Source organism: Brevundimonas vesicularis (assembly GCF_032067225.1).
In the GTDB taxonomy this organism is placed as follows: Bacteria; Pseudomonadota; Alphaproteobacteria; order Caulobacterales; family Caulobacteraceae; genus Brevundimonas; species Brevundimonas vesicularis_F.
Genome location: NZ_DAMBJX010000038.1, coordinates 1 through 22201 on the forward strand (window position 1 = coordinate 1; position 22201 = coordinate 22201).

Genomic DNA, 22201 nt, shown 5'->3' on the forward strand with positions numbered 1-22201 from the left:
CGTGCAGTGTCGCCGCCGTCGGCGAGGGCGTCCAGGCGGTGTTCGCGCCCGTTTTCGGATGACCGATCTTCTGCTCCAGCATGTCCGCCATCCGGTCCGGCGCCGCCCACATCCCCTTGCCGATCTGGGCCTTACCGGACAGGCCGCATTTCAAGCCAATGGCGACGTTTCTCGCCTCATAGGCCGCGATCCAGGCGCTGGACTTGATGTCGGCCTTTCGCACCACCGGCCCGGCCTGCATGGCCGTGTGGATCTCGTCGCCGGTGCGATCCAAAAAGCCGGTGTTGATGAAGACGATCCGGTCCTTCACCGCCTGAATGCAGGCCGCCAGATTGGCCGAGGTCCTGCGCTCCTCGTCCATCACCCCGACCTTGATCGCATGGCGGGGCAGGGCCAGCAGATCCTCGACCGCATCGAACAGCCGGTCGGTGAAGGCGGCCTCTTCCGGCCCGTGCATCTTGGGTTTGACGATATAGACAGAGCCCGTCGCGCTGTTGCCGAACCCGCCCAGACCCTTGATGTCATAAAGCGCGATCAGGCTGGTCACGATGGCGTCCATGATCCCCTCCGGCGCCTCAGACCCGTCTGCCAGACGAATGGCCGGGGTCGTCATCAGATGCCCGACGTTGCGCACGAACAGCAGGCTGCGCCCCTTCAGCATCACCGACGACCCGTCCGGCGCCATCCACTGGCGATCCGGCTCCAGAGCGCGGGTCAGGGTCTCGCCGCCCTTCTTGAACGTCGCGGACAGGTCGCCGCGCATCAGACCCAGCCAGTTGCGATAGGCCTCGGCCTTGTCGGCCGCATCAACCGCCGCGACGGAATCCTCCAGATCGACGATGGTCGACAGGGCCGACTCCAGCACCACGTCCGCCAGACCGGCCGCATCGCTGCGCCCCACCGGGTGGCTGCGGTCGATCACCAGTTCGATGTGCAGTCCGTTGTTGACCAGCAGGATCGAGGCGGGCGCGCTGGCCTCGCCCGTGAAGCCTACGAACTGTCCCGCATCCTTCAGCGCGGGTGACAACGCGCCGTCGATCACCGACCAGCCGGCGACATCCGAATGCGAACTCTCCGCCAGCGGCGCCGCCTCATCCAAAAAGGCCTTGGCCCGCGCCACCACCCGCGCGCCGCGCGCCGCGTCATAGCCGCCGCCGGCCGGCAGGTCGCCCAACGCATCCGTGCCGTAAAGCGCGTCATACAGGCTGCCCCACCGTGCATTGGCGGCGTTCAGTAGGAAGCGAGCGTTCAGCACCGGCACGACCAACTGCGGCCCGGCCATGCGCGCAATCTCGGCGTCCACGCCTTCGGTCCCGATCGTGAACGGTGCCGGCTCCTCGACCAGATAACCGATCTCTTTCAGGAAGGCTTCCGACGCCGCCACATCATACGGCTGGCCCCGCCGCGCCCGATGCCAGTCGTCGATCTGCGCCTGCAAGGCGTCGCGTCGCGTCAGAAGCGCGCGGTTCTCGGGCGCGAACCGTTCGAAAATCGCTGCCGCTCCGCTCCAGAACGCCGCCGCATCAAGCCCCAGCCCCGGCAGCACCTCCTGCTCGATCAGGGCGATCAGTTCGCCCGCGACCTTCAGCCCGGCGCGATCTTCATGGGTCGTCATGACGGCCTCTCTCCGGCGCGACGCCGGCCTGTAACAATGCGTGATCAGGTAAGCCGAGGCCGCACACTGGCGCAAGGGTCACGTCGCGTCATCGCCGTCGCTTTTCGTCCACGGCGACAGCCGGCTGGTCACAAACGCTTAACCGCGTCCGTGAACGGGACCGCAAGCGACGGCGCCTATTGTGAGCTTACGGACGAACTCGCGTCCGGTCAGTCGAGCGTCTCGCCCATGCTGTTTCTTCTGAACGACGTCGTGTTCGACCTGGACGAGGCCTGCCCGGTCACGCCCGCCGACGCGCGCCGGTTCGAGAAGCTGGGTCTGGACTATCTGCTGGAACTGGGCTGCGAACTGTTCGCCGAGGACCCGCTGCTTCACCGCAACGACCCCGAACGCGCCCGTCGCCTGGCCTGGCTGATCGCCGAGCGCAGCCCGGACGTAAACGCCGCCCTGTTCGCGGCGCCGGCCCCCGCCTGCAATCCCGACCTGGTCGAGCCGCGTTTCTGCACCCTGCCCGAACAGGTGATGCGTCAGCTTCAGGCCAAGGGCCGTCGCCTCGACGCCGTCTCTGCCGACCGCGCCGTTTGGAACCGCCTGGCCGCCTGATCGCGGCCTGAAACGCCGTCAGAAGACGGCGTTGAACACCACATGGACCAGCGTCGCCACGGCTACGATAAAGCCGAAGCCGACGACCAGCCCCACCGCCGGATGCAGCGGCGCCCGCTCACGCGGCGCATGGGCGATACGGTCTTGAGGATGGATGACAGCCATCGTCCTTGTCCTTTCCCTATGATCCCGGATCGATCCGGGAGGGGAGCGTCGGACTCTGACGGCCTGATCGTCTCCTCCAGAACCGAACATGACTCCGATAGCCCTTCGTGGCGAGGGGTTAGTTTACGTGGACCAATCGGCTGGACGTCGGCGCGTGGAAGTTGCACCTTCGCCCTCACGGGATGTTCGGGACTGATTGTATGAGTTCGAAGCTGGTAACCTGCGCCATTTCGGCGGTGGGATCGATTGTGTTTGCCGCAATGGCTCAGCCAGCACGGGCGGACTGGCTGCGGGCCGAAAGCGAACGCTTCATCGTCTATAGCGACGGCGGCGAGCGCGCCCTGCGCGATTACGTCCAAAAACTCGAGATTTTCGATCGTGTCATGCAGGTCCGACACGGCGGCTCGATCTCGGATGAGCCGCAGCGCAAAATGCCGATCTATCTCGTCGGCGGTCGCCGAGGCCTGACGCGTGTGCACCCGCAGAGCGGTGAAAACACGATGGGCACCTACTTCCCGACGGAAGAGGATATCTTTGCGGTCGCCATCAGAGGCGACGGCGACGGCGGGATGTCGGGCGACGACATCCTGATGCACGAATACGCCCACCACTTCATGCTGGGCAACTTCCCCGGATCCTACCCGGCGTGGTTCGTCGAAGGCTTTGCCGAATACTACATGACCGCAGACATCGACGTCCGAGATCGGAAAGTTCAGCTGGGCCAGTTCAACCAGAACCGCGCCTACTGGATTATGGCGGAAACCTGGATCCCGCTTGATGTCCTGCTGACCAAGCGTCCGGGTGAAGTTCGATCCGAGAGTCAGAAAGCGACCTACTATCCGATCGCCTGGCTGCTGACCCACTGGTTCATCAGCGATCCTGCGCGCCTGGAGCAGTTGGAAGACTATCTGAAGCGCGTTTCGGGCGGTGAGGACTCCGTAGCTGCGATGGAGGCTTCCACTGGCATGTCGCTTCGTGACCTTCAGGTCGCGCTTCGACGCTACACCCGTGGTCGCCTGATGGGCAGAACGCTCAGCGGCCAGTTCCCAACGGCCGACATCGTCGTCACGCGACTGTCGCCCGCCGCCGATGATCTCCTGCTCATCAATCAACGGCTCAAGATCGGCGTCCCTGACGAAGATCGCCAGGCCTTGGGCCAAGAGGTCGCCAGGCTGGCGGCCCGGCATGGCGACGATCCTTTGGCCTTGCTCGCAGCCGGCCATGCCGGTCTCCATTTCGGCGATCGCGCCGCTGGCGAACGTGCGCTTCAACGCCTGCTGGAAATCAATCCGAACCATGTCGAAGCCCTGCAGTTCCTGGCGCAGGAGCGGCTCAAACAAGCGCGCGAGGCCGAAGACGACGACCAGGCTCAGGCGCTGCGCGTCCAGGCGCGCGGCTATCTCTCTCGCGCCTATGCAGCCGGTCAGAACGACTACCGCACCCTTATGCTGATGTCCGAACTCCGTCGGACCCAGCCCGGCTATCCTAACGAAAACGATTTGCTGACCCTGGGCCTGGCGCTGGATCGCGCCCCTCAACTGGCGGCGGTGCGCTTTCCCTATGCAGACGCCCTGGTGAAAACCGGCAAGCCGGAAGAGGCGATCGCGGTGCTGAAACCGGTGGCTAACAATCCGCACGGCGGCGCCGCTTCCATCTTCGCAAGCGGCATGATCGCCGCCATCGAAAAGGGCCAGGCCTTGCCGGAGATCACGCAAGACGCCGAAGCGCCTCAGATCAGCGAGCCGGAGCCGGAAACCCCTCCGCAAACACCCTCTGAATCCGCCCCATCTCCCGCCAACGAGTGACTTTCGGCGCGCGGCAGGGTAGTCGCGCGCCATGTCTTCCTTGACCCTGCCTGAAGAAGCGGCGCGCCGCCGGACCTTCGCCATCATCGCCCACCCGGATGCGGGCAAGACGACCCTGACCGAGCACATCCTCTTGGCCGGCGGCGCCATTCGTGCGGCCGGCGCCGTGCGGGCGCGCGGCGAGAACCGGCGCACGCGTTCGGACTGGATGAAGATCGAGAAGGAGCGGGGCATCTCGGTCTCGGCCTCGGTCATGACGTTCGAGCACGACGGCAAAATGTTCAACCTGCTCGATACGCCCGGGCACGAGGACTTCTCCGAAGACACCTATCGCACCCTGACCGCCGCCGACTGCGCCATCATGGTGCTGGACGCCGCCAAGGGGATCGAGCCGCAGACGCTGAAGCTGTTCGAGGTCTGCCGCTTGCGCGACATCCCGATCATCACCTTCATCAACAAGCTGGACCGCGAGGCCCAGGACCCGATGGCCCTGCTGGACGACATCGCGTCACGCCTTCAGCTGGACCCCGCCCCGATCTGGTGGCCCGCCGAGAGCGGCAATCGCCTGCGCGGCATGGTCGAGGTCGGAACCGGCCGGTTCCAGCCCTACACCCGCAAGGCCGCCGGGTCGGCCGAGGATCCCGAACACCCCCCCGCCCTGCCGCTGGACCAGGCGGCGCAGTATTTCGAGGCGGGCGAACAAGACAACCTGGCCGAGGCCGTCGAACTGGTCGAGGGCGGCTATCCGGCCTTTGATCGCCAGGCCTTCCTGGAAGGTCACATGACCCCGGTGCTGTGGGGATCGGCGCTTCGCCACTTCGGCATCGACGAACTGCTGAAGGCTATCGGCGACTGGGCCCCGGCGCCCAAGGTCATGAAGGCGAAGAAGGAATCGCCGCCCGAGACCCGCAACGCCCCCGCCCCCGTTGAGACCGAGGTCGAGCCCGGCTCGAACGAAGTCACCGGCTTCGTGTTCAAGGTCCAGGCCAATATGGACCCCAACCACCGCGACCGGATCGCGATGTTCCGTATGGCGTCGGGCGCCTTCAAGCGCGGCATGAAGCTGAAGGTGCAGAACACCGGCAAGTCGCTGTCGGTCAATGCGCCGATCATGTTCTTCGCCTCGGATCGGGAACTGGCCGACGACGCCTTCGCCGGCGACGTGATCGGCATTCCCAACCACGGCGTGCTGCGCGTCGGCGACAGCCTGTCGGAGAGCGGCGTAGTCCGTTTCGCCGGCCTGCCGAACTTCGCGCCGGAAATCCTGCAACGGGTTCGCGTGAAGGATCCGTTGAAGGCCAAACACCTGAAGAAGGCGCTGGAAGGTCTGGCCGAGGAAGGCGTGACCCAGCTGTTCCGTCCCGAAATCGGCTCGGACTTCATCGTCGGCGCCGTGGGCCAGCTGCAGTTCGAGGTCATGGCAGACCGTCTGGGTGAGGAGTACGGCCTAGACGTCGTCTTCGAACCCTCCCCCTACGCCGAGGCGCGCTGGATCGCTCCAGGCGCGGAGGGCTCCGACGCGGACGTCGAGGACTTTAGCGGCAAATATCGCCCGCAGATGGCCCGCGACATCGATCAGGCCCCGGTCTTCCTGGCCAAGTCGAGCTGGGAGACCGGCTATGTCGGCGAACGCTTCCCCAAGATCGCCTTCACCAAGACGAAGGAGCGCGGCTGAGGCCGGCGCCGCAAACGACTTCCTTTGGTCACGCAGCTGAGCCATTCTGAGGTCATGTCGACGCTTCTCGCCCTCGCCAGCACCGTCTTTATGCTGCAGGCCGCCCCTTCCGTGGGGCTGGTTTCGTATGACGAAGCGGTGCGTTGTGCGGGCCTGACCCAGGCCGCGTCGGAGCTTGAAGGCGGCGAGAGCGCCCAGGGGCGGCGGCTGTATGACGCCGCGCTCTATTGGTCCCTGGCGGCCATGCAGGCCGCGACGGCGGCGGGCAAGGCGGCGCCGGCCGCCGAGGCCGATCAGACCCGTGCGCGCATCGCCGCGGTGCGTCAGCTCAACGCCGAGGCGCCCGAGGCGCGCGCGAACCTGCAACGCTGCCAGCAGAAGACGCCGAAACTCGACTAGGTCGCCGGCTTAAGGCCAAGCCGAACCGCATTCCCGGCGCTGCGTTTGCATTGGACGCCGCAAGTGACGCAGTCTGCGTCCCGAAGCGGGATAACCGAGGTCCAGCATGTTTGAATTCGGCCGTGATCTTCGAAAACTCTTCGCCCAGGCGCGAGAGAGCGAAGACCTGGGCTGGGTCGAACTGATCGGCGCGGATCTGCTGCGCGCCGAGGCCAGACGCGAGGCCACGGACGCCGGACGCGTCTCCTGCGCCCGTCCCTTCGAGACAGAAAACCGCGCCTGCGCCCTGTGGCGCGAACACGCCCGACGCACCGGCGCCGCCGACAGTCTGGACCGTGCCGACCGCTGCGCCGACAGCCTAGCGCGTTCAGCCGTGGGCGAGGATCAGATCGCGCGGGCGGCCATGGCCAAGGCGGCGGTGCTGATGCTGCGCTTTGACCTGTGCGGCGATCCCGCCCGTCTGGACTGCGCAGCGACGACCCTCGCGGCGGTCGGACAGCCGCGCAGCCGACGCATCGCCGTCGGCATGGCCGCGCTTCACGCCCGACTGACGGTTCGCACGGCCCGACTGAGCGGCGACATCGCCCGCCTTCATCAGGCGGCTGTCTTGATGGATGAGGCGGTGCGCAGAGACGACGCCGAGGACATGGATCTGCGCATGGATCGCGCGGCCCTGTCGCTGGAAATGGGCGTGGTCCAGCGCGACGTGCATCTGCTGGATCAGGCCGGCCGCGACCTGGGCGCCCTGGTCGAGGCCGCGTCCCCCGACCATCGCCCCCTGACCCGCGCCCGCGCCCTGGCCCTGTGCGGCGCCGGCCTGTCGGCCCTGGCCGTGATCGCGGGGCATGACGAGGCCCGCAACCAGGGGCGGATCATGTTCGACGCCGCCGCTGATCAGTTCACCCCGGATCACAGCCCACTGGACTGGGCCGCGATCCAGGTGCTGCGCGTGGGCGACGACGCCCAGCCGCTGATGCTGCTGACCCAGGCGGAAACCCTGACGCAGGGCGGCGAATTGATCATCGGCGCCCTGGCGCGCGAGCGCCGCATCACGCGCGAAGTGGCCCTGGCCGAGGCGGTCAAGAATCTGACCGCCCTGATGACGCTGGAAACCCGCCTTCGCGCGCGCATGGCGACCGCGACGCCGCTCGACTGGGCCGCCGATCAGATCGGCATGGCCGAGATCATGCTGGCGCGTCATCGGCTGGGCGGCGTCGTCCCGACCGATCTGGGGCTGATCCTGGGCGAGGCGGCGATGACGGCCCGGGAAATGGGCGTCGACGCCCTTGCCGATCGCGCCGAGGCGCTTCTGAGGGCCTAGACCTCAGCCGCCCATGGCGACGAAGGCGCCGTTCAGGAACCGCGTCTTGCCATAGGCCATCCGCTGCCCGTCATCGGCCAGCACCCGGCCTCCGGCGGCTTCAAGCACCGCCTGGCCCGCTGCGGTGTCCCATTCCGAGGTCGGACCCGTGCGCGGATAGGCGTCGAAGCGCCCTTCGGCGATCAGGCAGAATTTCAGCGATGAATCCGTCCCCTGCCAGCGCGAGCAGCCGTGACGGGCGGCGAGACGCGTCGCCTCCTCGTCGGTGACGCTGTGGCTCAGCAGGGCCATGCCTTCCTGCGGCCGATCACGCACCCGGATCGGACGCCAGTCCTCACCCGAATGGGCCTCGCCGGCCTGAAGGGCGCCGAACTGACGCCGGAAGGCGCCGCCCTCGGGCTTGTCGGTGCGCCAAGTCGTTGCCGTCGCCGGCGCCGTGACCACGCCCGCGACCGGATAGCCGTCATGGATCAGGGCGATATTGACGGTGAAGGCCTCGCCGCCGCGCACGAAACCGCGCGTGCCGTCCAGCGGATCGATCAGCCAGAACCAGTCCTCGGCCGCCTCGGGCGCGCCGTCGGCCGACACGGCCTCCTCCGCCACCGTCTGCACGCCCGGATACAGGGCCGCCAGCCGTTCCAGGATCAGGGCCTCGGCCGCCCGGTCGGCCTGGGTCACCGGGCTGTCGTCGGACTTGGTCTCGACCGCCGTGCCTGCGCGCCAATAGGGCAGGATCAGCCGCGCGGCCTCCTCTGCGATCTCGGCGATGGCCAGGGACAGCGCGCCGGACGTCAGATCGCGCTCAAGAGCAGGTGTGGAAGAGGTCGTCATTGGCGGGTCGATAGACCATCCGGACGGTTCCATGAACCGGCAAATCACTCCAACTTCGCGCGCGACACGAACTGTGACCTGAGCGCGCCAGACATCATGACCTCACCCCACGACACAGACGCCGCTCCGCTGGACCTTCCGGTCGATGGGACAGAGCTGGCGACCTATATCGCGGCCAAGCTGTGCCATGACTTCATCAGCCCGTCGGGCGCCATCGTCTCGGGTCTGGACCTGATGCAGGACCCGACGGCTCAGGATATGCGCGACGACGCCCTGGCCCTGATCGAGCAGAGCGCCAGGAAGATGGTCGCCCTGGTTCACTTCGCCCGCGTCGCCTTCGGCGCCGCCACCACCAGCGAGAAGTTCACCGCCCGCGAGATCGAAGGCCTGGTGTCCGGCATGGTCCAGGGGGGGCGCGCCTCGCTGGACTGGCGCATCGCCGACGGCGAGTTTACCAAGCCCCAGGCCCGCGCCCTGACCAACCTCGCCTATCTGACCGTCGGCGCCCTGCCGATGGGCGGCGTCGCCACCATTCAGTCGCGGATGGAAAACGGCCTGCTCTATCTGGAAGGCTTCGCCGAGGGCGCCCGCGCCCGGCTGAAGCCCGAGGCAGTCACGGGTCTGGCCGGCGAACGCCTGGTCGAGGGCCTGGCCGGCCAATGGATCCAGCCCTACTGGCTGTGGCTGACCGTGAACGAGGCCGGCGGCGCTCTACGCGTCAAGGTTGAAGACGGAAAGGTCGCACTGGTCGCGCGAATGCCCGCCTGAGGCGTTTCCAAACGACTCATTAACTGGCGTTTGAGATAAAAACAGTCCATGCGCCACGGGCGAAAGCCGTCGTGTCATTGAGGGATCGACCTTGGACTTCCGAACCTGCCTGATCGTCGACGACAGCCGCATCATCCGCAAGGTTGCGCGCCGCATCGTCGAGGGCCTGGGCTATGAGGTCGATGAGGCTGCGGACGGTTCCGAGGCCCTGGCCTATTGCACCGGCGCCATGCCCGACGTCCTGCTGGTGGACTGGAACATGCCTGTGATGGACGGCATCACCTTCCTGCGTCGCCTGCGCGCCATGCCGGGCGGCAAGCAACCCAAGGTGCTGTTCTGCACGATCGAGACCCGCCCCGAGCGGATCGCCGAAGCCCTGGCCGCCGGCGCCGACGACTATGTGATGAAGCCGTTCGACGGCGAAATCCTGCAGTCCAAGCTGACGGAGGTCGGAGCGATCGCCGCATGACGCCTGAGGACTTCGACAAGCTGCAGTCCCTTCTCGCCACCCGCGCCGGCTATCGGCTGTCGCGGGATCGCATCCACCTTGCCGAACACCGGCTGGGTCCGATCGCGCGGCGCGAGGGCTACGCCAATGTCGAGGCTCTGCTGACGAACCTGTGGGCCAATCCGGTCGCCTCGCTGGCCTGGTCGGTGATCGAGGCCCTGCTGAACGCCGAGACCTGGTTCCGTCGCGACCGCACCCCTTTCCGCATTCTCGAAACCGAACTGCTGCCGGCCCTGTCCAAGGCGCGGCCGGACGGGCGGATCAAGATCTGGTCGGCCGGCTGCTCGACCGGCCAGGAGGCCTGGTCCATCGCCATGACGGCCAGGGAGATCGGCGTCGATGTCGATCTGGTCGCCACCGACCTGTCGCAGCGCGCGATCGAGAAGGCGCGCTCGGGCCTCTACACCGGCTTCGAGATCCAGCGCGGGCTTACGGCCAAGACCATGCTGCGCTGGTTCGAACCGCGAGAAGACCAGTGGATCGTCAAGGCCGAACTGGCCGACGCCGTGCGTTTCGGTCGCGCCAACCTGCTGGACGAACCGACCGATGACGCCCGTTTCGACGTCATCTTCTGCCGAAATGTCATGACCGATATGGACCCGTCGCGCCGGGCGCGTCTTCTAGACGGACTGGAGCGCCGCCTGGTCGATGACGGCTGCCTGCTTCTGGGCGTGGACGAAAGTCTGGAAGGCGAGACGGTCGCCTTCCGCGCCGTCAACGGCCGCAGGGGCCTGTATGTAAAGGCGCCGTCGGCGCTTCGCCGCGCCGCCTGAATTCGCTCGTCATCCGGGCGATCAGCCCGCGTGCAGTTCCTGCTTCACCCGCTCCGCCAGCGTCTTGATGTCCAGCGGCTTGGGCAGGAAGGACACGCCCGTCTCGTCCTGCAACAGGTCCGAGAAATCGCTCTCGGCATAGCCCGAGATGAACATGACCGGCGCGTCGCCCAGATATTTGCGCGCCTTCTTCAGCAAGGACGGCCCGTCCAGCCCCGGCATGATGACGTCCGAGATCATCATGTCGATCTGGCCGGCGTGTTCCTCGGCCAGCAGCAGGGCCTCCTCGCCGTCGGCGGCCTCGATCACCTCATAGCCGCGCTGGCGCAGCAGCCGGGCGGCGATGCCGCGCACGGCGTCTTCGTCCTCGACGAACAGGATGCGGCCGGCGCCCGACAGGTCGCGCGGCGCCTTGGCCTTGACCTCGACCGGCTGAACCTCGGCCAGCTCCGCCTCGCCCGCCGCCGGCAGGAAGATGCGGAAGGCGGCCCCCGCGCCTTCGATATTGCTGACGGTGATGTGGCCGCCCGCCTGCTGCACGATGCCATAGACGGTGGCCAGACCCATGCCGGTGCCCTCGTTCACCGCCTTGGTGGTGAAGAAGGGTTCGAAGATCTTGTCCGCCAGTTCGGGCGGCACGCCGGGTCCGGTGTCCGACACCTCGATCAGGGCCACCTCGTCCGTCGGCGCATCGACCCAGCCCAGGGCTCGCGCCTCGTCGCCCGTCAAGCGGCGCGTGGCGATGGTGACGACGCCGGCGCCCGGCTCGACCACGCCGCGCATGGCGTCGCGCGCGTTGACGGCCAGGTTCATCACCGCCGTCTCCAGCTGAGACTTGTCGGCCAGCACGACCGGCAGGTCGCGTCCGTAGTCGGTCTCCAGCCGCACGTCCTCGCGCAGCAGCCGCCGCAACAAGATAGCGAACTCGCCGACCAGTTCGCCCAGGTCCAGCCGCTCGCGACGCACCGTCGACTTGCGCGAGAAGGCCAGCAGCTTGCGCACCAGGTCGGCCGCGCGAATGGCCGTCTGACGGATCTCGTTCAGCCCCTCGTACGAAGGATCGCCCACCGGGTGCCGTTCCAGCAGACCCGACAGCTGAAGCTGGATCGCCGTCAGCAGATTGTTGAAGTCGTGCGCCACGCCCCCGGCCAGCTGGCCCACGGCCTGCATCTTCTGCGCCTGGTTGAGCTGAAGCTCCATCGACTTCTGGCCCGAGACGTCGAACAGCCAGATGCGCCGCTTGTCGCCCTCGGGCGCCACATACAGATGCAGCATCTTGTCGGGATAGGCCCGTGCGACCAGTTCGATCGGGCCCGACGATCCGCCCGCCAGCTTCAGCCGCGCCTCGGCGATTCCGCCCGGATCGAACAGATGCCCAAAGGCCGCATCGCGCGCCGCCCCCGGTCCGGTCAGGACCGCCAGCGCCGGATTGGCTTCTTCCGCCCGGCCGGAAAACAGGTCGTCGCCGCCGATCACGGCCGAGCCGAAAGGCGCCCCGGCCGCCATGGCCCGCGCCTCACCGGTCGCCGCGGCGGCGGGCGTGTGAATGGGCGCAGCGGCGATGGGCAGGACGGCGTCTGGCGCCGCGCGCATCAGGAACCTGCCCTCGCCCGTCTTTCCATCGCCGATCTGGCCGATAACAACCTCGACCTCGCGCTGTCCGATCATGACGATGGCGCGGCCCGGCTCGCCTTTGCGCGCCTGGGCGAAGGCCATGTAGAGCGCCTGGGCCGACTTGCCGCGCGGCAGGGCGCCGGTCGCCCCATTGGCCTCGGACCAGGCGGCGTTGAAGGCCAGGATCTGTCCCGAATCCCAGACCAGCGCCGCCGGTTCGGCCATGGCGTCCAGCACCTCGATGGCCGCGTCGCTGCTCGGCTTGGCGTCCGCCGCCCGGCGGAAGCCGAACAGACCGATCAGGGCGATCGCGCCGACCGTCAGGATCAGCACCAGCCCCGGCGCCGAGGTCGGGTTGGCGCGAAACGCCGGATAGGCCAGGGCCGCGATCGCCGCCACGACGCCGAACGCCATCACGCCGGACAACAGGTCGAACGAAGGGCGGCGGGTGGACGTCATACAGCCTCGCGAATCAGTGTTGCGATCATACGCCCAAATCCTGACGCCGCCTTACCGGCGCTTACGGGACTGGAAGACGAAGCCGATGATCTTGGCGGCGGCGTCGAAATGTTCGCGCGGAATGACCTCGTCCACCTCGACGGTGGCGTACAGGGCGCGCGCCAGCGGCACGTTCTCGACGATCGGCACGCCGTGCTCGGTCGCCACTTCGCGGATGCGCAGGGCCAGGGCGTCGACGCCCTTGGCAACACAGATCGGCGCCCCGTCGCCCTGATCCGGCTCATAGCGCAGGGCGACCGAATAGTGGGTCGGATTGGTCACGATGACGGTGGCCTTGGGCACATTGGCCATCATCCGCTGGCGGCTGCGCTGCATGCGGATCTGCTTCAGCTTGGCCTTGATGTGCGGGTCGCCTTCGGACTGTTTGAAGTCTTCCTTCAGCTCCTCCTTGGTCATGCGCATCCGCTTGGCGAAGCGCATCTTCTGCCAGATGAAGTCGGCCCCGGCGGTGGCGCCCAGCAGGATGATCGAGGCCACGAACAGCGAGATGGCCATGTCGCGCGCCAGCGGCAGGATCGCCAGCGGGCTGATCGCGGCCATGTTCTCGAACTCGCGCAGGTGCGGCTTCAACACCATCCAGCACACCGCGCAGACGGCGATCAGCTTCAGGAAGGTCTTGACGAATTGCGCCAGGCCGTCGGGGCCGAAGATGCGTTTGAACCCTTGCATCGGACTGACCGCCGACCATTTGGGCTTCAGCTTTTCGGCGGTGAAGATCAGACCGGACTGGGCGACATTGCCCCCGACTCCGCCCAGGATGGTCGCCAGCATGACGGCTCCCAGAAAGGGCGCCACGGCCCAGACGGCGCGCACCATGATCTGGTTTCCGGCGCCCGAGTTCAGCACCCCCAGCATCTCGTGCGGGGCGGCGATGAAGGGCAGCATCTGTTCGGCGATGGACGAGGCGAACCAGCCTCCCCCCATCAGGATCACCGCCGCCGCCCCCGCCAGCGACAGCACCTGGGCGACGTCGGGCGACTTGGCCGCATCGCCCTTCTTTCGGGCGTCCTCAAGCTTTCGCGGGGTCGCCTCTTCGGTTTTCGACTCGGGATCCGCGCCTTCAGCCACCAGGGCCTCCCAGCACGAAATACTCCGCCAGACGGCGGTAGCGGTCGATGAAGAGGGTGCCCAGCGCACCCAGGCTCAGCGCGAAGATCGACAGGCCCAGGATGACACTCAAGGGCGCGGCGGCGAAATAGACCTGGAACGACGGCATGACCCGCGCCACCAGGCCGGACGCCAGGTTGAAGATCAAGGCGAAGACCAGCACCGGCGCCGACAACTGCACGCCCAGCAGGAAGCTGTCGCCCAGGGTTCGCACAGCCATCTGGGTGAAGTCGGCCATCATCAGCGGCTGGGCCGGCGAGATCAGCCGATACGATCCCACCATGCCGGCGATGAACAGGTGGTGGGTGTCGGTGGCGAACAGCAGCGTCACCCCCAGCAGGGCCAGAAAGGCGGCGATGGTCGAGCCCGGCTGGGCCTGCATCGGATTGGCGGTCTGGGCGAAGCTCAACGTCGTCTGCAGCGACACGATCTCGCCCGCCGTCGCCAGGGCGCTCATGAACATGCGTAGCAAAAGGCCGATCATCAGGCCCACGACCACCTCGCGGATGATCCACCCGACCATCAGCCCCATGCTGTCCGGCAGGCCCGGCAGCGAACCGCGCACCACCGGCCACAGCGCCAGACTGATGACCAGCGCCAGCGACAGTCGCACGCGCGGGGGCACATAGGCCTCGCCAAAGCCGGGGATCAGCATCAGGATCGCCGCGATCCGGGCGAAGATCAGCCCCCCGGCCCAGACCTGATCAGCGGTCGCATAAGCGTCCACTACATCCCCGCGATGCGGGCCGCGATCTGGCGCATGAAGCCGCCCAACAGGGCGCCCATCAGCGGCAGGAACAGGATCAGCGAAACGAAGATGGCGATGATCTTGGGCGCATAGATCAGGGTCTGTTCCTGGATCTGCGTCAGGGCCTGAAACAGGCCGATCACCACGCCGACGACCAGGCCGACCAGCAGCACCGGCAGGCACAGCTGGATCGTCAGCCAGATGGCGTCGCGCCCGACGTCCAGAACTTCCGCGCCGTTCATCGGCCCACTCCAGCAACTACTGGGCAGAAAATGCCGACAGGATGGTTAACAGGCCGCTAACCACACGCGTCTTCGCGCAGACCTGACCCACGGAAAAATCTCGCGTGCGGCCTTGAACGGCGCCGCTTCGATGCCGACGTCCCCGCCTTCGCCTTGGGGAGCGCCATCCATTCGATTTCAGACGAATTAGACGAATTAGACTCTCTTTTTTTGACTTCGCCGTCTGAATGCGCGCCTGCCTCGTAATGGGGCCGATCTTCGCCTCCCCTTCCCTCAAATGCTCCGCTATCTAGGCCGCCATGACAGACGCCCCCGCCTCCAAAGTCTCCCAGGCCGACGCCGAAGCCGCCGTCCGCACCCTGATCGAATGGGCCGGCGACAACCCGGACCGCGAAGGTCTGCTGGAAACCCCCGCCCGCGTCGCCAAGAGCTACCGCGAGCTTTTCCAGGGCTATGAGGTCGATCCCCTCTCCTATCTGGAGAAGACCTTCGAAGAGACGGGAGGCTACGACCAGTTGGTCGTGCTGAAGGACATCCGCTTCGTCAGCTTCTGCGAGCACCATATGCTGCCGGTCGTGGGCAAGGCGCACGTCGCCTATCTGCCGACGGACCGCGTCGTCGGCATCTCCAAACTGGCTCGGGTCGTGCGCGGCTTCGCCCGCCGCCTTCAGATCCAGGAAAAGATGACCTCCGAGATCGCCGAAGCCATCCAGACCGTGCTGAAGCCGCACGGCGTCGGCGTGGTAATCGAGGCCGAGCACAGCTGCATGACCCTGCGCGGCGTCAATGCGCCGGGCGCCAGCCTGTCGACCAGCCACCTGATCGGCGTCGTCCGCGACGACCCCCGCACCCGCGAGGAGTTTCTGCGTCTGGTGCGGGGCTGATGTTCGCCTGACAGGCGAACTGGCCCGACGCTTGCGGTAAAGGGATCAAAGGAGGCGCTGACGATGCCCTGGTCCCTGATTTCGACCCGCAATGAGACAGTTCAGATCGCGCGCGGCGGCTGGCTGGACGCGCTGCGTTTCATCGTGGCCTTCCTGATCATCCTGCATCACTTCCAGGCCGCCGGTCCCGAGCCGCTCGCCCACCTGATCAATCCGATCTTCGAACGCGGCGGCTTCCTGCTGACCAACTTCTTCCTGATCGACAGCGGCTATGTGCTGATGCGCGTCTATGGCGCGGCGGTGGACAAGGGTCGGATGTCGCCCGGCGACTTCTTCCTGAAGCGGTTCCTGCGTGTCGTGCCCGCCCACCTGATCATGGGTTTGTCGCTGGTCGCCTTCGTGCTGCTGGCCACCGCCGCCGGCTCGCCGCCCCGCAATCCCGAATGGTTCGCCTGGGATCAGCTGCCGGCCCAGCTGCTGCTGCTGCAATCCTATGGCGTGCACGGCGGACTGGGCTGGAACGCCCCGACCTGGTCGATCTCGGCCCTGATCGGCTGCTATCTGGCCTTCCCCTGGATCATTCGCGGCCTGATGCGGCTGGGTCCTTGGTCGGCCCTGGCCGTCGGCGTCGGCGTCTATCTGGTCGCCAACCAGCTGTGCTGGTCGTTCCTAGGCTATCCCGTCTATCAGATGCCCATGCGCTACGGCATCATCCGCGCCTTGCCGCTGTTCTTCCTGGGCATGTGCCTGGCCTGGTTCGCCCAGAAGGTCTGGATCGCCCCGCGCCTGGCCAGCTGGGCCGGGGTGCTGGCCGCCGTCGGCTTCTTCGCGCTTCAGCTTCACGACAAGCACGCCCTTGCCGCCCTGACCCTGATCTCGATCATCATCCTGGCCGCCGGCGCCGTGCCTGTGACCAAACCCTCGAAGTGGGTCGAAACCGCCGCCATGGTCTCCTTCTCCATGTTCATCTCCAACGAGGTAGTCCGCATCGTCTGGTTCGGCGTGGTCAATGCGGTCGAGGCGCGCGTCGCCTTGCCCCTCTTCGTTCAATGGGGCCTGTGGGGCCTGGGCGTCATGGCGGCGGTCGCTTTCGCCTTCGCCTTCCACTTCGCGATCGACAATCCGATCCAGACCCGCATCCGCACCTGGCTGAAGCGTCGCAGCGCTCGTCGCGGCAAGGCGCAACCCAAGCTCGGCCCGGTCATCTCCATCGACGGCTGACTGCCCTGGGCGAGCGGTGATCCTCGACCCCAAGGTCGCCTTGGCGACCGACGATCCTCGACCAAAGTCGCTCTCTCCACCCGCCCCGCTCTCGGTCAATGTCGGCGTCCACGCATCCTGAAGGATGTGCAGAACGGCCGATAACGGCGACACGGGAGGAAATGGATCATGGCAACCGACGCACCCCTTGCGTCCGGAGGAGAGGAGCACACCGTCGATCGCAGCGATCGCCTGGTCATCCTCGCCTCATCGGTCGGCACCGTCATCGAGTGGTACGACTTCTATCTCTACGGCTCTCTGGCGGCGATCATCACCGTCCAGTTCTTCTCCGGCGTAAACGAAACCACCGGCTACATCTTCGCCCTGATGGCCTTCGCCGCCGGCTTTGCGGTGCGGCCCTTCGGCGCCATCGTCTTCGGGCGGCTGGGCGACCTGTGGGGACGCAAGAACACCTTCCTCGTCACCATGCTGCTGATGGGTCTGTCGACCTTCGTCGTCGGCCTGTTGCCGCCCTATGCAGTCATCGGCATCGCCGCGCCCATCATTCTGGTGCTGATGCGCCTGATCCAGGGCCTGGCCCTGGGCGGTGAATACGGCGGCGCCGCCACCTACGTCGCCGAGCACGCCCCTCAGGGCAAGCGCGGCTTCTACACCTCCTTCATCCAGATCACGGCGACCGCCGGCCTGGTGCTGAGCCTCGTGGTGATCCTGAGCGTCCGCCTTGCGGTCGGCGAAGAGGCCTTCGCCGCCTGGGGCTGGCGCATTCCGTTCCTGGTTTCGATCCTGCTCTTGGGCGTGTCCCTGTGGATCCGCCTGAAGCTGGCCGAAAGCCCGTCGTTCAAGAAGATGAAGGCCGAGGGCAAGGGCTCCAAGACCCCGCTGAAAGACAGCTTCGGCAAATGGCCCAACCTGAAGATCGTGCTGATCGCCCTGCTGGGCCTCACAGCCGGCCAGGCCGTCATCTGGTACACCGGCCAGTTCTACGCCCTGTTCTTCCTGGAACGGGTCATGAAGGTCGACGCCACCCTGGTCTATGTGCTGCTGACCATCGCGCTTGTGGCCGCTTCGCCCTTCTTCATCTTCTGGGGTTGGCTGTCGGACAAGGTGGGCAGAAAGCCGATCATCCTGGCCGGCTGCCTGATCGCGGCCCTGACCTATTTCCCGCTGTTCAACGCCCTGACCCAGGCCGCCAATCCGAAACTGGCCGCCGCCGCCGCCTCTGCGCCGGTCACGGTCTATGCCGATCCGGCCGACTGTAACCTTCAGTTCGATCCCGTGGGCAAGACGGTGTTCAACCACTCCTGCGACGTGGCCAAATCCTATCTGGCCAAGGCGGGCGTGACCTACACCAACGTCGCGGCCCCGGCCGGCACCGTCGCCGAGGTGCGTATCGGCGATCAGGCCGTCATCCCCAGCTTCCGGGGCGACGCCATGGCCCCGGCCGACTTCGCCGCCCAGAAGAAAACTTGGGACAAGAGCCTGGGCGAGGCCCTGACCGCCGCCGGCTATCCGGCCAAGGCCGACAGCGCCCTGGTCAACAAGCCGATGGTCGTGCTGATCCTGTTCATCCTCGGCTTCTATGTGACCATGGTCTACGGACCCATCGCGGCGGCCCTGGTCGAGATGTTCCCGACCAATATCCGCTACACCTCCATGTCCCTGCCCTATCACATCGGCAACGGCTGGTTCGGCGGCTTCCTGCCGACCACCGCCTTCGCCATCGTGGCGGCGACGGGCAACATCTACTCCGGCCTCTGGTACCCGATCGTGGTGGCCCTGGGGACGGTCGTTCTGGGCTTCCTACTGGTCAAGGAAGGCAAGGACGTCGATCTGAACGCCTGATCCTGCTTTCAGGCGAAATGACGGGCGGGTCGTCGCAAGACGGCCCGCCTTTCGCTTGTGAAACACCCCGCGTCCGGTTCAGATGCCCCGATGTTCAGCCTGACGATCCTCGGCCTGGTCGCTGCCTATATGGCGGTGCTGTTCGCCGTCGCCTGGTCTCAGGAACGTCCGTCGGCGCGCGCGCGCGGCAAGGGGTTGGGGCCGTCTGTCTACGCCCTGTCGCTAGCGATCTACTGCACCTCATGGACCTACTATGGCGCGGTCGGCACGGCGGCGCGCGACGGGTGGGAGTATTTGCCCATCTACATCGGCCCGGTGATCGGCCTGACGTTGCTGTTTCCGCTGTGGCGCCGGATCGCGGCGGCCGCCCGGCGCGAGAATGTGGGCTCCATGGCTGACTTCGTGGCCTCGCGTTACGGCAAGAGCCAGACCTTAGGCGCCGCCGTCACCGTCGTCGCCATCCTTGGGTCGCTGCCCTATATCGCTCTGCAGCTGAAGTCGCTGTCGATGGCCGGCGCCCTGCTGACCGCCGGCACGCCGGTTGCGGGGTCCGAGGGTTTGACGGTCCTGGTGCTGGCTGGCGTCCTGGCCTTCTTCGCCATCCTGTTCGGGGCGCGCCGTCCCGATCTGACCGAGCACAATCGCGGCCTGATCCAGGCCATCGGCCTGGAGTCGATGGTCAAGCTGGGCGCCCTGCTGTTCGTCGCCGTCTTCGCCCTGGTCCTGCTGCTGAACGAAGGCTCGCCGCCGCGCATCATCGAGGGCCTGGGCGCCCTGGCCGCGCCGCCCGAGGTCACGCCGCGCTTCACCGCCATCACCCTGCTGTCCACCCTGGCCATCTTCTGCCTGCCGCGACAGTTCCACGTCGCCTTTGTCGAGGGCGGTCAGCCGTCGGACGTGAAGCGGGCGCGCTGGATCTTTCCCCTCTATCTGCTGCTCACCAGTCTGGCGGTGCTGCCGCTTGTGGCGGCCGGCGCCCTGTTTGCGCCCTCGGTCAATCCGGACCTGCTGGTGCTGGCCCTGCCGTTCCAGCGCGGCGAGACCCTGCTGACGGCCGTGGTCTTCGTCGGCGGCTTTTCCGCCGCCACCGCCATGGTCATCGTCGAGGCCGTCGCCCTGTCGGCCATGGTGTCCAACAGCCTGATCCTGCCCTTCCTGGCGCGCGAGCGTTGGCGGGTGCGCGGCGACGCCTCCGACATGGCTGGGACCATCCTTCAGGTCCGGCGCGGGGCCATCGTCGCGGTCCTGCTGCTGGCTTGGCTCTATTATCAGGCGACGGACCAGTCGCGCGGCCTGGCGGCCATGGGGCTGGTATCCTTCGCGGCGATGGCCCAGCTGGCGCCGGCCCTGTTCGGGGCGGTCCTTTGGCGCGGCGGCCATGCGCAGGGGGCGCTGGCGGGCATGACGGTCGGCATGGGCGTCTGGATCGTCATGCTGGCCATGCCCCAGCTGTCGCCCGGCGCGCCCTGGCACCTGCACGTCATGCTGGGGGTCAAGGATCCGTTGGCGCTCGGCGTCTTCGTCAGCCTGGCGCTGAACCTGGCGGCCTATGTCGGCGTGTCGCGGTTTGCTCAGCCCCGCCTGATCGACCGGGTCCAGGCCCGCGCCTTCGTGGATCGGCTGGGACCGGACTGGATGGAGGCCCGGCCTGCGCCGTCGGGCGCCTCGGTCGGCGATCTGCGCGCTCTCGTCGCCCGCTTCATCGGCGACGAACGGGCCGAGCGCGCCTTCACCGCCTGGGGCGATGAGACCGACACCAAGCTGCGCGACGCCGATCCGGCCGATGCGGCCCTGGCGCGCGCCGCCGAGCGGATGCTGGCCGGCGCCATCGGCGCGGCCTCTGCGCGTCGGGTCATCGCGGCGGCGCTGGCCGGCGTCGGGCGCGCGCCCGAGGACGTGGTGCGGATGCTCGACGAGGCGTCCCAAGCCGTTCAGTTCAACCGCGACCTGCTGCAGACCACGCTCGACAACATCGACCAGGGCGTGATCGTGGTTGACGAGGATCTGCGCGTCACCGCCTGGAACAGGCGCTACGTCGCCATGTTCGACCTGCCGCCCGGCTTCGTACACGTCGGCCTGCCCATCGCCGTCATCTATCGGCTGAACGCCGAGCGCGGCGAGAGCCCCGACGACATCGAAGCCTGGGTCGAGCGACGGCTGGAAGCGCTGAGCCGCCGCATTCCCCACGACCACGAACGCCAGCAGCCCGACGGCCGGGTGCTGCGTTCCTCCGGCGCGCCGATCCCCGGCGGCGGCTACGCCACCAGCTACACCGACATCACCGCCCTGCGCCAAGCCGCGCGCGAGTTGGAGGAGGCCAACGAACGGCTGGAGGCGCGCGTTGCCGACCGCACCGCCCGGCTGGACGAGGCCCGGCGCGTGGCCGAAGACGCCACGGCCTCCAAGACCCGGTTCCTGGCCGCCGCCAGCCACGACCTGCTGCAACCGCTGCACGCCGCCCGCCTGTTCATCGCCGCCTTGAAGGAAGAGCCGGCGCTGGAAGACGCGACCAGCCGCACCTTGGCCGTCAACGCGGACCGCGCCATCGACAGCGCCCACCGTCTGCTGACCGCCCTGCTGAACCTGTCCAAGCTGGAGGCCGGCGGCGTGCGGACCAATGTCGCGCGGCTGTCGCTGGGCGGCCTGTTCGACGAACTACGCCGCGAGTTCGCGCCCGTGGCCGAGGCCAAGGGTCTGGATCTGACCGTGATGTCCAGCCGCCTGTGGGTCGCGTCCGACCGTGATCTGCTGCGCTCCATGCTGCAGAATCTGGTGGCCAACGCGATCCGGTATACGGATGTCGGCCGGGTGTTGGTCGGGGCGCGTCGGCGGGGCGAGACGGTGCAGCTGTTCGTCTGCGACACCGGACGCGGCATTCCCGACACCGAACACGAAACCGTCTTCGGCGAGTTCGTGCGTCTGCCGGGCGCTGTCGACGAACCGGGCGCAGGCCTGGGGCTGGCCATCGTGCGCCGCCTGTCCAGCCTGCTCGATCACCCGCTGGAGCTGAGTTCACGTTTGGGACGCGGCACGACCTTCCGCATCACCGTGCCGCGCAGCGCAGCCGACCTGCCCGCCGAGGCCTCGCCGGTGCGCGAGGCGCGCCTGCCGCTGGCGGGCCTGCGCGTGTTGTGCGTGGACAATGAGCCAGTGATCCTGGACGCGCTGAACGCGCTGCTCACCCGCTGGGGCGCGCGGCCGACGCTGGTCGCCAGCGTTGAGGCGGCCAAGGCGGCGATCGGCCCCTTCGACGCCGCCGTGGTCGATCTGCATCTGGGCGATGGGCCCGAAGGGTTCGCCGTCATCGACTGGCTGAGGCCCCAGGGCGTGCGCCGCATCGCCCTGGTCACGGCCGATACCCGCGACGGGCTGAACGAGCAGGCCACGGCGGCCGGCGCCGTCCTTCTGCCCAAGCCGATCAAGCCGGCGGCGCTGAAGGCCTTCCTGTCTAGTTAAGCCGGGTCCAGCGACTTGGCCAGGATCACCGCCTGGGTTCGGTTGTGAACGCCCAGCTTTCGAAACACGCTGGTCAGATGCGCCTTGATGGTGGCTTCGGAGACG

20 protein-coding genes are annotated in these 22201 nt (G+C 67.2%); 12 read left to right on the forward strand and 8 right to left on the reverse strand.

Translation table 11 applies throughout. The features are described 5' to 3' along the window. Window positions 1-1615: malate synthase G (locus RT123_RS10765; RefSeq protein WP_313009139.1), on the reverse strand; the 1615-nt coding region annotated here is incomplete at its 3' end. 228 nt (window positions 1616-1843) lie between these two features. On the opposite strand from RT123_RS10765, the gene RT123_RS10770 reads away from it, so the two are divergent. Next, window positions 1844-2218, forward strand: a complete 375-nt coding sequence (locus RT123_RS10770) for a hypothetical protein (protein ID WP_055753868.1) — start codon at window positions 1844-1846, stop codon at window positions 2216-2218. Between the two features lie 18 nt (window positions 2219-2236). Here RT123_RS10770 and RT123_RS10775 read toward each other — a convergent pair whose 3' ends face one another. Continuing rightward, the gene (locus tag RT123_RS10775; RefSeq protein WP_165113816.1) at window positions 2237-2383 is read right to left on the reverse strand and encodes a hypothetical protein; all 147 of its coding nucleotides are present in this window, start codon (window positions 2381-2383) and stop codon (window positions 2237-2239) included. 200 nt (window positions 2384-2583) lie between these two features. Between RT123_RS10775 and RT123_RS10780 the strand changes: the two genes are divergently transcribed. The 4 genes from RT123_RS10780 to RT123_RS10795 all read left to right on the forward strand — a co-directional run bounded on the left by RT123_RS10780 (window position 2584) and on the right by RT123_RS10795 (window position 7583). Then, entirely contained in the window at window positions 2584-4188 is a 1605-nt protein-coding gene (locus RT123_RS10780; RefSeq protein WP_197458407.1) for a hypothetical protein, read from the forward strand. Window positions 4189-4219: 31 nt separating this feature from the next. Beyond that, window positions 4220-5863: a peptide chain release factor 3 gene (locus RT123_RS10785; protein ID WP_066629565.1), complete on the forward strand. Its 1644-nt coding sequence runs from the start codon at window positions 4220-4222 to the stop codon at window positions 5861-5863. A 54-nt stretch (window positions 5864-5917) separates the two neighbouring features. Then, window positions 5918-6262 carry a hypothetical protein gene (locus RT123_RS10790; RefSeq protein WP_313009140.1) on the forward strand — a complete coding sequence of 115 codons (345 nt, stop codon included), beginning with the start codon at window positions 5918-5920 and terminating at the stop codon, window positions 6260-6262. 106 nt (window positions 6263-6368) lie between these two features. Then, on the forward strand, window positions 6369-7583 hold the full coding sequence (locus RT123_RS10795) for a hypothetical protein (protein ID WP_313009141.1): 1215 nt from the start codon (window positions 6369-6371) through the stop codon (window positions 7581-7583). A gap of 3 nt (window positions 7584-7586) precedes the next feature. Here the strand turns inward: RT123_RS10795 and cysQ are convergent, their stop codons facing one another. Then, window positions 7587-8414: a 3'(2'),5'-bisphosphate nucleotidase CysQ gene (cysQ, locus tag RT123_RS10800; RefSeq protein ID WP_185224427.1), complete on the reverse strand. Its 828-nt coding sequence runs from the start codon at window positions 8412-8414 to the stop codon at window positions 7587-7589. 96 nt (window positions 8415-8510) lie between these two features. On the opposite strand from cysQ, the gene chpT reads away from it, so the two are divergent. From chpT to RT123_RS10815, 3 genes are all read left to right on the forward strand, one after another. Then, entirely contained in the window at window positions 8511-9182 is a 672-nt protein-coding gene (chpT, locus tag RT123_RS10805; RefSeq protein WP_284877023.1) for a histidine phosphotransferase ChpT, read from the forward strand. A gap of 91 nt (window positions 9183-9273) precedes the next feature. Then, on the forward strand, window positions 9274-9651 hold the full coding sequence (locus RT123_RS10810; protein WP_017505646.1) for a response regulator: 378 nt from the start codon (window positions 9274-9276) through the stop codon (window positions 9649-9651). Next, window positions 9648-10463, forward strand: coding sequence for a protein-glutamate O-methyltransferase CheR (locus tag RT123_RS10815; RefSeq protein WP_153925452.1), 816 nt, complete (start codon window positions 9648-9650; stop codon window positions 10461-10463). Before RT123_RS10810 ends, RT123_RS10815 begins: the two co-directional genes overlap by 4 nt. Before the next feature lie 21 nt (window positions 10464-10484). Here RT123_RS10815 and cckA read toward each other — a convergent pair whose 3' ends face one another. Genes cckA through fliQ form a run of 4 tightly spaced genes read right to left on the reverse strand, consistent with a single transcriptional unit; the run spans window position 10485 to window position 14693 of the window. Continuing rightward, window positions 10485-12536: a cell cycle histidine kinase CckA gene (gene cckA / locus RT123_RS10820; RefSeq protein ID WP_313009142.1), complete on the reverse strand. Its 2052-nt coding sequence runs from the start codon at window positions 12534-12536 to the stop codon at window positions 10485-10487. 51 nt (window positions 12537-12587) lie between these two features. Next, window positions 12588-13664 carry a flagellar biosynthesis protein FlhB gene (gene flhB, locus RT123_RS10825; protein WP_066554189.1) on the reverse strand — a complete coding sequence of 359 codons (1077 nt, stop codon included), beginning with the start codon at window positions 13662-13664 and terminating at the stop codon, window positions 12588-12590. Beyond that, a complete protein-coding gene (gene fliR / locus RT123_RS10830) occupies window positions 13657-14430 on the reverse strand; it encodes a flagellar biosynthetic protein FliR (RefSeq protein ID WP_066629549.1) in 774 nt (257 codons plus the stop codon). Before fliR ends, flhB begins: the two co-directional genes overlap by 8 nt. Beyond that, the gene (gene fliQ, locus RT123_RS10835; RefSeq protein WP_017505641.1) at window positions 14430-14693 is read right to left on the reverse strand and encodes a flagellar biosynthesis protein FliQ; all 264 of its coding nucleotides are present in this window, start codon (window positions 14691-14693) and stop codon (window positions 14430-14432) included. The genes fliR and fliQ overlap by 1 nt, the downstream gene beginning before the upstream one ends. 299 nt (window positions 14694-14992) lie before the next feature. Between fliQ and folE the strand changes: the two genes are divergently transcribed. The 4 genes from folE (at window position 14993) to RT123_RS10855 (ending at window position 22096) form a co-directional block, all read left to right on the forward strand. Continuing rightward, entirely contained in the window at window positions 14993-15577 is a 585-nt protein-coding gene (gene folE, locus RT123_RS10840; protein ID WP_055806832.1) for a GTP cyclohydrolase I FolE, read from the forward strand. Between the two features lie 63 nt (window positions 15578-15640). Continuing rightward, window positions 15641-16798, forward strand: a complete 1158-nt coding sequence (locus tag RT123_RS10845) for an acyltransferase (RefSeq protein ID WP_313009144.1) — start codon at window positions 15641-15643, stop codon at window positions 16796-16798. Window positions 16799-16966: 168 nt separating this feature from the next. Then, window positions 16967-18640, forward strand: coding sequence for an MFS transporter (locus tag RT123_RS10850; RefSeq protein ID WP_055753857.1), 1674 nt, complete (start codon window positions 16967-16969; stop codon window positions 18638-18640). Window positions 18641-18730: 90 nt separating this feature from the next. Beyond that, the gene (locus RT123_RS10855; RefSeq protein WP_313009146.1) at window positions 18731-22096 is read left to right on the forward strand and encodes a PAS-domain containing protein; all 3366 of its coding nucleotides are present in this window, start codon (window positions 18731-18733) and stop codon (window positions 22094-22096) included. Here RT123_RS10855 and RT123_RS10860 read toward each other — a convergent pair. Next, a partial coding sequence (locus RT123_RS10860) for a LuxR C-terminal-related transcriptional regulator (RefSeq protein ID WP_313009153.1) occupies window positions 22093-22201 on the reverse strand: 109 nt, incomplete at its 5' end. The genes RT123_RS10855 and RT123_RS10860 overlap by 4 nt on opposite strands.

Coding starts and splice junctions, on each gene's coding strand:
- folE (WP_055806832.1), top strand. CDS start 14,993: ATGACAGACGCCCCCGCCTCCAAAGTCTCCCAGGCCGACGCCGAAGCC.
- RT123_RS10845 (WP_313009144.1), top strand. CDS start 15,641: ATGCCCTGGTCCCTGATTTCGACCCGCAATGAGACAGTTCAGATCGCG.
- RT123_RS10855 (WP_313009146.1), top strand. CDS start 18,731: ATGTTCAGCCTGACGATCCTCGGCCTGGTCGCTGCCTATATGGCGGTG.
- RT123_RS10775 (WP_165113816.1), bottom strand. CDS start 2,383: ATGGCTGTCATCCATCCTCAAGACCGTATCGCCCATGCGCCGCGTGAG.
- RT123_RS10795 (WP_313009141.1), top strand. CDS start 6,369: ATGTTTGAATTCGGCCGTGATCTTCGAAAACTCTTCGCCCAGGCGCGA.
- RT123_RS10785 (WP_066629565.1), top strand. CDS start 4,220: ATGTCTTCCTTGACCCTGCCTGAAGAAGCGGCGCGCCGCCGGACCTTC.
- RT123_RS10780 (WP_197458407.1), top strand. CDS start 2,584: ATGAGTTCGAAGCTGGTAACCTGCGCCATTTCGGCGGTGGGATCGATT.
- RT123_RS10850 (WP_055753857.1), top strand. CDS start 16,967: ATGGCAACCGACGCACCCCTTGCGTCCGGAGGAGAGGAGCACACCGTC.
- RT123_RS10815 (WP_153925452.1), top strand. CDS start 9,648: ATGACGCCTGAGGACTTCGACAAGCTGCAGTCCCTTCTCGCCACCCGC.
- chpT (WP_284877023.1), top strand. CDS start 8,511: ATGACCTCACCCCACGACACAGACGCCGCTCCGCTGGACCTTCCGGTC.
- RT123_RS10770 (WP_055753868.1), top strand. CDS start 1,844: ATGCTGTTTCTTCTGAACGACGTCGTGTTCGACCTGGACGAGGCCTGC.
- cysQ (WP_185224427.1), bottom strand. CDS start 8,414: ATGACGACCTCTTCCACACCTGCTCTTGAGCGCGATCTGACGTCCGGC.
- fliQ (WP_017505641.1), bottom strand. CDS start 14,693: ATGAACGGCGCGGAAGTTCTGGACGTCGGGCGCGACGCCATCTGGCTG.
- cckA (WP_313009142.1), bottom strand. CDS start 12,536: ATGACGTCCACCCGCCGCCCTTCGTTCGACCTGTTGTCCGGCGTGATG.
- RT123_RS10790 (WP_313009140.1), top strand. CDS start 5,918: ATGTCGACGCTTCTCGCCCTCGCCAGCACCGTCTTTATGCTGCAGGCC.